Below are 11,179 nucleotides of genomic sequence, written 5' to 3' on the forward strand. Positions count from 1 at the left end.
CAGTTAGACTGCTCGCACATACTACTCACCCCCCAGCCGCAGCACTCGGTACCTGTTCAAGTGGTGAAAACCCCCGACACAGGCCACACACCGTCAGGCTTAAGCACAAGACTGCGATACGATTAACTGCGCCAAGGTGGCAGAGTTCGGCCTAACGCAGCGGCCTGCAGAGCCGCCCGCCGCCGGTTCAAATCCGGCCCTTGGCTTTCTTCAGTTACGTTATCGTTCCGAGAGCCACTGCGTCGCTCTCGACACACGGCTGTCAGTTTTTGTTCTTTCTCAATTCCTGCATCGACACAGCCTAGAGAGACATCTATCAGCCATCAATCACATAACAGGAAGTACGCGAAGAAACACACAGACGTATCGGAAGCAGTGGGGTCTCCCCCATTGCCCTCACTGCAAGAGCCGTGCTTCGAAATTGGTCTTCGAGTTGTGGTCGTCGAGTTCGTGGGCGAGTTCTAGTGCTTTGAGTGCAGTCTTCCGTTCTCGAACCCGGGCTTTGACGGCCGAAAAACACTCCGCAGCACGTTCGAGTGTATCGAGTGCATCCGAAGGTTGTCCAACGGTACAGAGTGCATCGGCTAACTGACGAAGACAGCGTCCCTCGAGGACTTTCGTGGGGGCCACTTCGACGGCTTTTCGGAGGTGAGAAAGTCCGTTCGTTGTCTCTCCCGTGGCAACGAGAACAAGCCCAAGCGCTGCATTTGCACGAGCCTCCGGTTCTTGAGCCGAGTGTTCCGCTCGGTCGAGTACCTCCTCAGCGAGGGCTTGAGCCCGTTCTCGTTCCCCGCGCTGGAGGTGTGCACGAGCGCGGATTACTTCGACCTCGATTAGCTTCGATTCGTTTTGTTCGAGTATATCGCTCGCGATGTCAACGTGTTTAAGTGAAGCGTCGGCCTCGCCCATATCAAGTAGTACTTCGGCGAGACCGTGATGGGCGCATCCGCGAACCCACTCGAGTTGTTTATCGTCCAATGTCTCGACGAGTTCTTCGTAGCGTGCACGTGCATCGTCAAGTGTACCACGTTCGAGCTCGATTCGGCCGAGGTTATTCGATGCCAATGCTGTACCCATTGAATCGCCGATCTTCCGGCGAATCGCTGTTGCCTGCTTCAGATATCGTTCTGCTTCATCTAGCGTTCCATTTTCGAGTTCGATACGACTGAGGAGATCGAGGCTGATTGCTTCTCCCCACAGATACTGGGCCTCCCTTCGCAGCTGAAGACTTGTCTGTGCGTGCTCGCGTGCCTTATCGTACCTCCCCAGTGTCACTTCAACCTGACCGAGGTTTGCGAGTGTACTCGCAACTCGTGCGTCGTCACCGACAGTCCGGCGAAGCGCAAGTGCTTGTTCATACTGTGTTTTTGCGGACTCTGGATTGTCGGTTTGCGCCTCGATACTACCAAGCGCATTTAACACGTCGCTTCGCCCGACAGCATCGTCTATCTGTTCAAACCGTTCGAGCGCCTTGTATGTGCTTTCGCGTGCACACTCGAACTCTCCACGATATCGCGAAACTTCGGATATCCCAGCAAATCCGTCCGCGTGCGCTTGAATGAGCATCTCCTCGTCGAACACGCTATCGTCGAGTTCGATGAGCGATTCGAACTCACGCTTTGCCCGGCCAAGCTCTCCACTGTTTACGAACATCCGGGCGCGCCACCGTCGGGCGTCCAGTTGAAGTTCGGGATCGCAGGCACGAGGGACAGCAACGTCCGAATAGTCCGTCTCGGCGTAGAGTTCCGAGAGCGTCGGCGTGTTGACGCCGAGTTCGAAGACGTTTCGAACGAGCCGGTTACCCCACGTCGTCGGGTCGGATTCGATGGTCCGAATGATGTCGGCAGTGCCGCCGAACACCGACTGGACGTTCTCTCTCGCGCGTTCGTCGTCGACGAGCGAAAAGAGCGCACTGAGACAGCGCTCGAATCGCCGTCGTGCACGTCGCTCGGATTCGAGGTCCAACAGTCGTTGAAGGAAACGAGTGGACCACGTTTCGTGGACTGCTCGGACCCGTTCGGCCTCGTCGTCTCCGAAGGCAGAGTAGAGAACTGACCGTTCGAGTGCGTCGAGTGCGTCTTCTACGACTGATTCCCCTTGCCTTGAAGACGACAGTGTATACGCGAGAGGGAGGTCGACGCCGACACCCGAGGCGTTCAGCAGGTTCACGAGCACACCAACGTCGACTGCGAGTTCGTCATCGATACGTTCGAGACTGTCGTAGACTTCGTCGATGTCGTCGAGGAGGCTCGTCGGTGCAGCGTCGCCATGAGTGCTTGGTTCGACGTACCGAGCCAGTCGGTGGAAAAAGAGATACATCTCTCCAGGGGTGAGTTCGTCCTGGTCGCTCGGGTGAAGTTCGTCCGGGTCGATGTCGATACGTTTGCCGACCGTGGTTTCGAAGTGTTCGACGATGCGTTCGCGCTCGCGAGCGTCGACGCCCGGAACGGACAGCACGTCAATCGATTGGGTTCGGTGTGATTCGAGGCGTGCAGACCCCCGAAGCGTACCGTCTCGCCACTCGTTTTCTCGACTGTCGAGGAGGAAGGTCACTTGGTCATCGTCGGCGAACTCGCGGACGAGTTCGAACACCGCGTTTGCCTCGTTTCGAGTCGCGTCTTCGACGACGACGAGGACGTGTCCGGGCGTTTCGGCGAGGTACGACCCGAGATGTGCAGTCGCAGTGAGTGGTTCCCGCTGGCCGCTTTTCCGGTAGAGGACAGGGCCTTGCTCTCGCTCGTACCACCGGCAGGCGACGGACATACACACCGTACTCTTTCCTGCACCCGGCGGGCCGATGACGACGTGGTCGTTACTCGCTCGAAGCCGAGCGAATAGCTCGTCGGTTACGTTCTTTCGCCCGTCTTCGGTTTGCTGCTCGCGGTCGAATGCGTACCCGGCACGAACTTCACCGAGGTCGAATCCCGCACGCCAACAGGCCAGGGGTGGCGAAACACCGACCCGGTCGAAGTACGCCGGAGAGAGCCGAACGAGACCCTGTGATTGGAGTGTCGTCGGGAGCTTCGCACCTCGAATGCCCGTCCCTGTGGTATCGACTTCGGGCGCAACGGTCGTCGTGTTCGTCTCACCAGTGAGTGCTTGGTCCGTTTTATCGGCGAGTGTTTGGTCCGTTTTATCGGCGAGTGTTTGGTCCGTTTTATCGGTGGGTTCTCGATTGGCTGACTCGCCGGACCGTCCGTCGTTGACCTCGCCATCAACTCGGCCACTCAGGTCGAACGGAGTCGCTGCTTCCCAGAGCGATTGGACGTATTGACGGGTCCATGTCACGGCCCGTTTTGTCGTGTTCCGTATCACACACTGAATCTGTGCGGCGTCGCTGTAGACGACGATAGTCACGTGTGGAACACCGTCGAGCGCTGTTTGTGTGATGGCGAACGGGGGAACGTCCCCGACGCGGGGTTCGCAGTCGGGCACGGCCTGTATCGTTTCGAGAAGCTCTGGGAACTCTCGCCAGATGGCGGTGATAACTGACTCGGGCACGATGAGCCGACACGAGTGCCCATCGGTAAGCCACTGCGTGAACTGTTCGATGAACGTCTGACTCGGGAGGTATGGGAACACGAACGTCCCATGATTCGTCATCGACAACCTGTTTCCAAGCGCGTCGAGCGGGTGGGACGCTGGAGTCGCAGTGGTCGAGTCGTCGGCCCCGAGAAGCACGTCGACTGGTAGCGGATACGAAGCAGTCTCCTCGGCGACGAACGAATCGAATTCGAGGACATCCTGTGCGTCTGTGTAAAACGACCGAATCAGGGCGACGAGGTAGCGTCCTTTTAGTGACGTAGTGTACCCGTTCTGTACATCGAGAACGAGTCCGGACGTGATGAGGTCGCGAATCGCCCGGTCGACAGTCGACCGTGAGTACGGGAGCGCTTCGGTTAGTTCGCGTTTGTCGAGCGTCCCCTCGTCTAACGTGTCGAGGAAGTCGAAGCGGTCGGAAACGAGTTCCAGTTGGTCTGTCATGCGGTCGTCATTGAGCATCACAGTTTGTCTCCACCCTGTACCCAGTACACGACAGGCCCGGGGCTCATGTTACTGTTTCTTCGCCTGATTGTCTCAAAACCCTGCCTGTTTCGTGACCGTCCGCGGGACACCCTCCGTATTTTGGGTGTGGTTGGCTCGCGGTGGCTCCGAGAGACGGTGGCATGCTCCGAGGAAAAGTAATCATTTTACGCTGCGAAAGAACATGTAACCCGACCTCGAACAGGGGTGTATGCCCACCGACCCAGCCCGCTTCGGAGAGCGTTTCCAGAACGAACTGGGCCGACTCGACGACGCCGATATCCCCGACGTCGACCGTCGAGCAATCCGGCGTTTCATCACCGCGAAGGACTCGACTTGTACTGTCTCCTCCCTCCTGCAGTACGCGAAGCAGCTCCGTGTCACCGCTCGCAGAGCGCACATGCCGCTGGTCGAGATGGATATCGACGATGCTCGCGACATGTTCTTCGAGTTCTCGCACTCCAGCGAGTACGGCCGTGGTGACGACGGCATGAGTGATGCAACCCTCCAGAACACCCAGCGTATCTGCAAGATGTTCTGGGACTTCCTCGACTACGAGTGGGCCGACGACGTCGACGTCGCCTCGGTCTCGAGAAACACCGTCGACGCCGACGACATGCTCTCCCCCGAGGACATCAACGCACTCACCGACGCCGCTCGGTACACTCGCGATGTCGCCCTCATCGAGTTCTTCGCCGACACCGGCGCTCGACGAACGCTCGTCGCGTCCCTCCGCGTCGGTGACGTTGACCTCGACGGCGAGCGGGCGACCTACCAGCCGAACGACGAAGCGCTCGGTCTCAAGGGCGCGGACATCAAGCCCTACCCAGTCATCGACTCCCGAGCGGTGTTGCGGAATTACCTCCGAACCTCGCATCCCCGGCCCAACGAGCCCGATGCGGCGCTGTTTCACAAGATCTCGGGGTTCGATGACGATGTCGACGAGGACGACGGCGGGATCTCCGTGTCGCACCTCCGAACCATCCTCAACAACGCCAGCGAGCGCGCCGACATCGACAAGCCGACCAACCCGCACAACTTCCGCCACTCGGCGATCACGCGGATGATCCGCGAGGGCTACACACGCACGCAGATCGAGCATCGCGTCCACTGGGCGCTCGACACCGCGATGTGGAAGACGTACGTTCACGTCACGGCCGAGGAGCTCAACGACGACATCTTCGGCGCAGCGGGGATCGGCGAGCCGACCGCCGAGTCCAACCCGGTCCGAAAGTCCTGCGGGAACTGCCACGAGATCGTCGCCCCGCATCATCAGCACTGTCCGAACTGCGGGGAACCCGCGACGCCCGAAGCACGACGGCAACGTGACGAACAGCGTGACAACGTCGTCGACAGACTCGTCGAGGAGACCGACCCTGCGACCCGACGGCAACTGCGGGTCCTCCTTGACGCCATCGACGACGACCCCCGACCGGCTGTCGGCGACGCTCATTCGCAGTCCTCCTGATACGCAGCGAGGTAGTTCGACGCCAGTTCGTGAATATCGCTACCTTCGTCGAACTTCTCGGTGAGTTTACGGAGCGACTCTTCGCGCGTCTCAGTCTCGTTGGTGGATGATTTTGTCGTACTCATGATTGCATCCGGTTGGCTTCGGTTCGGACCTGCTGCTGTTCGCGCTCAGCGTACCGTGACAGCGGGACGACGGTCTGCAGACAACCCCACTCGGCGATGAGCAACAGGCCGGACGATTCGTGATAGCGGACGATAGTGCCGTTCGACGAGTGCGACGGGACTGGGGTGCCCTCACGCCACAACACGCGGATGTTCTCGTTGGCCCAGCGTTCCGGTCCGCGGGTTTGGAGTCGCCACTCGGGATGCGACACCCCACCGTCGCGCAGGCGGGCGATAACGACGCCATCCTGCCGAGACCACTCGCCACCTTGTGCGGCGGCCATCATCCAAACACCACCACGATGAGGGCCACAGCGAGGGCGTACGTGGCGACGATCAAGAGGTGAACGAGCGCCGCTCGTTGGGAACGCGTCATCGTGCCACCTCACGCTCGCCTTCTGGTGACAGTCCGAGTTCGTCGGGAGTCGCCATTCGGAGGAGCTTCTCCAGTGACGCGCGACCAGCGTTCTCGAGCGCAGTTACACGGCCTCGGGGTTCGAGGTCGCCCGTCCCACCGCTCGTGATGATCCACATCTCGACGTGGTCGCCACCGACGTGCTGCAGGAGATGAGTGACAGCGCCAGTCTCACCACCACTGTCTGAAAGCAACACGGTCGTGCGGCCGTGGCGCTTCTCGACGTCGATGACGAAAAACGGCATCTTCCACGCCTGAGCGACAGCCTCGACGCGAACTTTGTCACCACGTTCGAGCGACTGCAGCGTTTTGGTGAGTGTCATCGACCCTCCACCTCCTGGGGATCGAAGATCTGTGACCACGCGATTTGGGTGACCGTCATGCCCTCTGCCTCGCGCCACGACCAATCGAGGAGGTCGACAACCTCGGGAGCGACAACTTTCACGGCGATAATCTCGCGAGCTGGGTCGGGCGTGCAGACGATGAACACATAGACGCCACCTGAATCCCGGAGCGTCTTGTGTTGTTGCTTCCGTAGCGTGTAACGACCACGGCGCTGATTGCGGCCGTAGACGACCATCGCACTCTTAATCTCAGTGAGCGTCCCTTCGGGAACGACATCCCGGCCAAGGCCGGGGAGGTCCTCGTCGAGGACGATCCGTTCGGTCGCGATGGCGTCGATGTGCTCGAGTTGGTCGTCGGTCGCCTCGTAGCCGTGTTCGTCGACGGCGACCGAGAGCGTCCGAATCCGAGGCTCGAACTCCATGAGCGAGCCTTCGGCGTTGAGCCCGCCCTGTCGAGTGGCCGTTCCACTCATTCGCGAACCTCCATTGGGTTCTCACACGTGATCCACTCGCCGTTACGGCCTTCGAGGACGACACCCCCGCCGAGTCGCTGATAAAGGAAGTCCTCACCAGCGAGGAACTCATCGAGGTCGATGTCGGTGACTGCGCTTTCGTCGACGGTGCTCATCGTGACCCTCCGTCGGTGACGAGATCGCGGTCGACGTGCTCCACGTCCGTCGCGATGATGCGTCCGTCAGGGTCGGTTGGTCCGGCCGCTTTGATGTCGTCTCCGAGTCCGAGTTCGGTCCCGTCAGTCGCGTCGACGATGACACTCTGGGTCGTTTCAGTGTCGTCGAGGATGATGTGTCCCTCGTCGTTGGGCTCCATCACGACCGTGCCCGTGAAGGACTCAGTGTTGTCTCTCTTGGTGTCTTCGACGGGGGTCCCACCGTCGCAGACAAGCGGTGCTAGTCGGGTCGTGACCGAATCCTTAATCCGGTCGCTTGTGTATCCAAACATGGCTTTCGTACGCTCGCTGGTAATCCCCAGCGAAGCGGGTGATCCGGAAGCCACGTGACGGGTGTTGGCGCACCCGTTGCACCTTTTCCGAGCGGTGCGTTCGCGACTTCCATTCTCCTGTTATGTTCCTCTTTACTTATAGGTTACTTTGAGTTAGCAAGCGGATAACTCGGAAGTGACGGTAGATACTTTTAGTCACAACGCATAGGATTTGACACCGGCATTACTATGAGTTCCACAGTAAAATCGGGGGATGTGGTAAGAGGACGTGCAGACTGGATGCGTCCAATCGACGACGCCATCCTCGAAACGATACGAGATGAGGGGAACATGACCCCGCAAGCGCTGGCTGACTTCGACATCACTCACGCGAACTACGCCGGAGAGCGTTGCCGGGTTCTTTCCAAATATGGTCTTTTGGAGGTCGTCAGCCGTGGCTTGTATCGCCTCACTGACCAAGGCCGAAGCTACCTCAACGAGGAACTCGACGCGTCGACGCTTGAGGAAACCGACGACACCGACAACTAACGACATTTTTCAGCGCCCTCGAAAGTGTGCAGTCCGACGTGCTCCAACACGCCCACGAGCCATGCTGGTGGTGTGTCGACGACTTCGGCGCGGCCACGTGGGAGGGGAGACCGAATGGTCCGTCCATCGCGAACGGTCCAGCGGTGTGTGGCGTCGCGAACGTCGACGACACTCGGTCGAATGTCGACTTCGACGACGGCCTGACTGATCGGCACGTCGTAGCCGAGTTCGTAGCGATTCACACGGAAGGTGCGGGCGTCAGCGGGGGGTTGACCACAGGGACTCGTGGGGTGTGTCGAAGACTGCACACAATCACGATTGGGCAGGACTCCGATAAGGCGAATGGGGTCGTTTCCGAAGCTTCCGATAGGAATCGTGATCTGCTGATTTCAACACGCTCACAATACTCTATGCCCCGAGAAGAACGGAATTTCCGATAGGAAATTTCAGTTTCCGATAGAGAAGAACGCCAGTGACGAGTGGTATCAGATGTCGTCTGGTGACATCATTAGACGCTCCCCTCGACCAGCAATCCTTGCTAATTCGTGCGTATTGTCTTTGGTGCCGAAAAAGTGGCTGTTCACCTGGATTGCGGTACCACTGTAATTACATCCTCCAGCGGGGCAGGTTTCTTCTCGAATCAGATGACGAACGTACTTCTCGCACGGTGTTGGCATACAGCATACCATGGGTGGAGTGTACAAAAAAGCGCTGACAGACTGAATGAGTTCGGTATAATATGCTTTCAGATTCCGATAGCAGTGTACGTCCGGTTCGACCGGGACCCGTGATGCTCGACGAGGTTGTAGTGACGCATCTTCGAGAGATACGACCGCACAGTCCGCTTCGTCTTCGCATCCTCGACGCGGTCCGTGTATTTTCCGTAGATCTCGGACGGCGAGATCGGGCCGTAGTCACGGACGATATCGTAGACGAGCCGCTGCTCGGCCGTCAACTGTGAGAGACTCTTCTGGCGCAACTCTTCGCGAGCATCGGGGATAGCGTCCTCGACGTTCGCATCCGAGATTCGAAGGTAGCCGTTCTCAGTCGCCGCCTCTGCAGCGAGTCGAAGCGACCGAATCGCCGTCCGGGCGTCGCCTTCGGCAGCGCTCGCGATGGCTTCGAGCTGTCGCGTCGACACCGCTCCTGACCGGAAAGCGTGGTCCGCACGGGCCTGAAGGATTTCGGCGAGTTCCTGCGTTGAGTAGCGTTCGAAGTCTATCCGGCGGCCTGTGCTCACCCGGCTTCGAACCCGGTCGGCCATGCCTGCAAAGAGATCGTCCTCGTCGTTGCCGATATAGAGGACCGACAGCGCTGGCGCTCGATGCAAGTCATACAGAACATCCGTATCAGCGAGCTGGTCAGCCTCGTCGAGGACGACGATGCGCGGGCGGTCGGGTTCGTCGGTCAACCGCGACGTGAGCTCTGCCGTCGGCGTTGAGTGGCGGTTGACTGGGATACTCACGAGGTCGCTCGCGATGGCGCGAAGGACGTCACTTCGGGTCGGGTGCTCCCAGCAGTTGACGACTGTCGAATCGAACTCCTCGCCGTCTTCTTCCAGGAGGGTGAGAGCAAGCTTCGCGAGCGTCGACTTTCCCGTTCCCGTGGGACCGAAGGCGTAGACGTGATCACGGGCGTTCATCCGGGGACGCAGCGCCGAGAGAAGGGTATCCATCTCATCGCGACGATGGAGCACGAGTTCGTGATCGGGGACGACCTCGTCATCGAGTACTCGGGGGTCGCGTATCATGTCTGTCGATTTTTGATAGGTCGTGATAATGATTCGGGGAGAGAAGTTCGAATCCCACTCCCCGCCGTCGGTGACTCTGCGGCCACTAACGCGAACAGCCCTCATAGGTGTCGTTTCCTTACTTCTATCGTCGGTCTCCTCAGATAGGACTCCCGAAGAGAGGTGTATGAAGATCGTAAAGACGTGGGGTGTGATGACCGGCACTGTCTTCGAACCTGGTGCACATCTGATCACCCCGATTGCGAAGTCCACCGTCTGGTGGTTTTCTATTCTGCAGGAAGTATCATACAGATTCTCACATTTCGACCAGAAGAGGGGTGTGACTACTCAGCTCGTCCACTTATTTACGAGAACCGGGTCTCGTCCAAGTAAATTCGAAGTACTTTCTCACCTTCTTCATCCGTAGTAACTTCCTCTCCCGCTTTATCAAACCTATACAATAACCCGGCCTCCGATGTTACTTCGTCATCAGTAAGATCATCCGCTAATTCATCGGCTGCATCTGCGACCGAAGTCCAACTTTCTAAAACGACTCCTGCATGCTCTTCAGAGTCAAATGTCGCTTGGAAGTAGCCTTCTAAATTCTCCTTAATTTCCGTATTACGACCGACGAAGGTACGAACATACGAGTTGTCATCGTATGCCAGAACTGACTTCTCCTTTTCACTTTCTCCACCTTCTTTTCTTCGTTTTTCTTCCTTTTTGATTTCTTCCCACAGCCGGTCAATATGATTCGTAGCGATCTGGTGTCGGTTCTTTTCTGAATCCTCTGGAGTAATTTGGACGCTAAATGTCTTATCTCCGTGAAAACGCACGAGCCCTATAGTTGCCCCCCGGTATAGGCTACTGTAAAGTGAGCTTTCGTCTGAAACATTATCTGGTTCTGTGCTTTCTTTGAGAAGTTCATTTCTTAGCTCAGTTGGTGTGAATTTACCTTCACCAAAATTTTCCCAAGCATCAAAATACGTTTCTGAAAGGTGGTTTATTCCTGGGAGCCGGCCATCATCACTCATAGCTTAACGTCAATCTATAAGAATATATAATTAATTAAAATTATATTACACATTTGCCATGTTGTTATCTAGCCGGGTGATGTGGGTATCGGTCTTCAGTAATCTACGGCAAATTTGTAACTACAGAAAATTCATGGTGACTACCGAGTCCGATTCGTATAGTTGGACATCGTCTGCTCACTCGACACACTGAGCTTGTTTTTTGACCTCTCAGTTCAAGATGTCTTGTTGTCTGGAGCACGAATCAACAAGTGAAAAGTCATCGCATAGGTTCCCACATGGGCCACGGACAGCAAGATTCGATCTCCGCACTGACACGGAATGAACTGTTCTGGTGGGCGGTGTCTGGGTATGCGAACCGTGGTATGACACAACCTTCTGTGAGAAAATGAGCCAGAGATGGCACCCCATTAGATTGCGCTCGTCGGAAGGAGCGCCCCAATAACGGCCACCCTATTATTGGATGTCATCTCGTATTGCCTGTCGATTACTCTGAGCAACACGTATCTATTAT

General features: G+C 57.5%; 12 protein-coding genes and 1 tRNA gene. 3 read left to right on the plus strand and 10 right to left on the minus strand.

Annotation, left to right across the window (positions count from 1 at the left end; all coding sequences use genetic code 11):
• The first annotated feature begins 130 nt into the window (after nt 1–130).
• Nucleotides 131–206: transfer RNA gene (locus QT222_RS14025), tRNA-Cys, on the plus strand.
• A 190-nt stretch (nt 207–396) separates the two neighbouring features.
• Here QT222_RS14025 and QT222_RS14030 read toward each other — a convergent pair.
• Nucleotides 397–4,002: a tetratricopeptide repeat protein gene (locus QT222_RS14030; protein ID WP_491477516.1), complete on the minus strand. Its 3,606-nt coding sequence runs from the start codon at nt 4,000–4,002 to the stop codon at nt 397–399.
• A 232-nt stretch (nt 4,003–4,234) separates the two neighbouring features.
• Between QT222_RS14030 and QT222_RS14035 the strand changes: the two genes are divergently transcribed.
• Entirely contained in the window at nt 4,235–5,491 is a 1,257-nt protein-coding gene (locus QT222_RS14035; RefSeq protein WP_491477517.1) for a tyrosine-type recombinase/integrase, read from the plus strand.
• Here QT222_RS14035 and QT222_RS14040 read toward each other — a convergent pair.
• The 6 genes from QT222_RS14040 to QT222_RS14065 all read right to left on the minus strand — a co-directional run bounded on the left by QT222_RS14040 (nt 5,473) and on the right by QT222_RS14065 (nt 7,374).
• Nucleotides 5,473–5,616 carry a hypothetical protein gene (locus QT222_RS14040; protein WP_491477518.1) on the minus strand — a complete coding sequence of 48 codons (144 nt, stop codon included), beginning with the start codon at nt 5,614–5,616 and terminating at the stop codon, nt 5,473–5,475. The two genes, QT222_RS14035 and QT222_RS14040, sit on opposite strands and share 19 nt — an antisense overlap.
• Nucleotides 5,613–5,939, minus strand: coding sequence for a hypothetical protein (locus QT222_RS14045; protein ID WP_491477519.1), 327 nt, complete (start codon nt 5,937–5,939; stop codon nt 5,613–5,615). Before QT222_RS14045 ends, QT222_RS14040 begins: the two co-directional genes overlap by 4 nt.
• An 88-nt stretch (nt 5,940–6,027) precedes the next feature.
• Nucleotides 6,028–6,393: a hypothetical protein gene (locus tag QT222_RS14050; protein WP_491477520.1), complete on the minus strand. Its 366-nt coding sequence runs from the start codon at nt 6,391–6,393 to the stop codon at nt 6,028–6,030.
• Nucleotides 6,390–6,887 (minus strand): PD-(D/E)XK family putative nuclease, encoded by a 498-nt coding sequence (locus QT222_RS14055; protein ID WP_491477521.1) that lies wholly within the window; start codon nt 6,885–6,887, stop codon nt 6,390–6,392. The genes QT222_RS14050 and QT222_RS14055 overlap by 4 nt, the downstream gene beginning before the upstream one ends.
• Entirely contained in the window at nt 6,884–7,042 is a 159-nt protein-coding gene (locus QT222_RS14060; RefSeq protein ID WP_491477522.1) for a hypothetical protein, read from the minus strand. The genes QT222_RS14055 and QT222_RS14060 overlap by 4 nt, the downstream gene beginning before the upstream one ends.
• Entirely contained in the window at nt 7,039–7,374 is a 336-nt protein-coding gene (locus QT222_RS14065; protein ID WP_491477523.1) for a hypothetical protein, read from the minus strand. The genes QT222_RS14060 and QT222_RS14065 overlap by 4 nt, the downstream gene beginning before the upstream one ends.
• A 228-nt stretch (nt 7,375–7,602) precedes the next feature.
• Here QT222_RS14065 and QT222_RS14070 point away from each other — a divergent pair, with 228 nt between their 5' ends.
• On the plus strand, nt 7,603–7,902 hold the full coding sequence (locus tag QT222_RS14070; RefSeq protein ID WP_491477524.1) for a hypothetical protein: 300 nt from the start codon (nt 7,603–7,605) through the stop codon (nt 7,900–7,902).
• Here QT222_RS14070 and QT222_RS14075 read toward each other — a convergent pair.
• From QT222_RS14075 to QT222_RS14085, 3 genes are all read right to left on the minus strand, one after another.
• Nucleotides 7,899–8,144, minus strand: a complete 246-nt coding sequence (locus tag QT222_RS14075; RefSeq protein ID WP_491477525.1) for a hypothetical protein — start codon at nt 8,142–8,144, stop codon at nt 7,899–7,901. The two genes, QT222_RS14070 and QT222_RS14075, sit on opposite strands and share 4 nt — an antisense overlap.
• Nucleotides 8,145–8,647: 503 nt before the next feature.
• Nucleotides 8,648–9,652, minus strand: coding sequence for a Cdc6/Cdc18 family protein (locus QT222_RS14080; RefSeq protein ID WP_491477526.1), 1,005 nt, complete (start codon nt 9,650–9,652; stop codon nt 8,648–8,650).
• A 344-nt stretch (nt 9,653–9,996) separates the two neighbouring features.
• Nucleotides 9,997–10,665, minus strand: coding sequence for a hypothetical protein (locus QT222_RS14085; protein ID WP_491477527.1), 669 nt, complete (start codon nt 10,663–10,665; stop codon nt 9,997–9,999).
• Between the last annotated feature and the right edge of the window lie 514 nt (nt 10,666–11,179).

This window comes from Haloferax sp. s1 (genome assembly GCF_058382125.1).

Bases quoted from the DNA above. Each gene is read 5' to 3' on its own strand.
- QT222_RS14055 (WP_491477521.1), bottom strand. From the start codon at position 6,887: ATGAGTGGAACGGCCACTCGACAGGGCGGGCTCAACGCCGAAGGCTCG.
- QT222_RS14045 (WP_491477519.1), bottom strand. From the start codon at position 5,939: ATGGCCGCCGCACAAGGTGGCGAGTGGTCTCGGCAGGATGGCGTCGTT.
- QT222_RS14060 (WP_491477522.1), bottom strand. From the start codon at position 7,042: ATGAGCACCGTCGACGAAAGCGCAGTCACCGACATCGACCTCGATGAG.
- QT222_RS14040 (WP_491477518.1), bottom strand. From the start codon at position 5,616: ATGAGTACGACAAAATCATCCACCAACGAGACTGAGACGCGCGAAGAG.
- QT222_RS14085 (WP_491477527.1), bottom strand. From the start codon at position 10,665: ATGAGTGATGATGGCCGGCTCCCAGGAATAAACCACCTTTCAGAAACG.
- QT222_RS14080 (WP_491477526.1), bottom strand. From the start codon at position 9,652: ATGATACGCGACCCCCGAGTACTCGATGACGAGGTCGTCCCCGATCAC.
- QT222_RS14035 (WP_491477517.1), top strand. From the start codon at position 4,235: ATGCCCACCGACCCAGCCCGCTTCGGAGAGCGTTTCCAGAACGAACTG.
- QT222_RS14050 (WP_491477520.1), bottom strand. From the start codon at position 6,393: ATGACACTCACCAAAACGCTGCAGTCGCTCGAACGTGGTGACAAAGTT.
- QT222_RS14070 (WP_491477524.1), top strand. From the start codon at position 7,603: ATGAGTTCCACAGTAAAATCGGGGGATGTGGTAAGAGGACGTGCAGAC.
- QT222_RS14030 (WP_491477516.1), bottom strand. From the start codon at position 4,002: ATGCTCAATGACGACCGCATGACAGACCAACTGGAACTCGTTTCCGAC.
- QT222_RS14065 (WP_491477523.1), bottom strand. From the start codon at position 7,374: ATGTTTGGATACACAAGCGACCGGATTAAGGATTCGGTCACGACCCGA.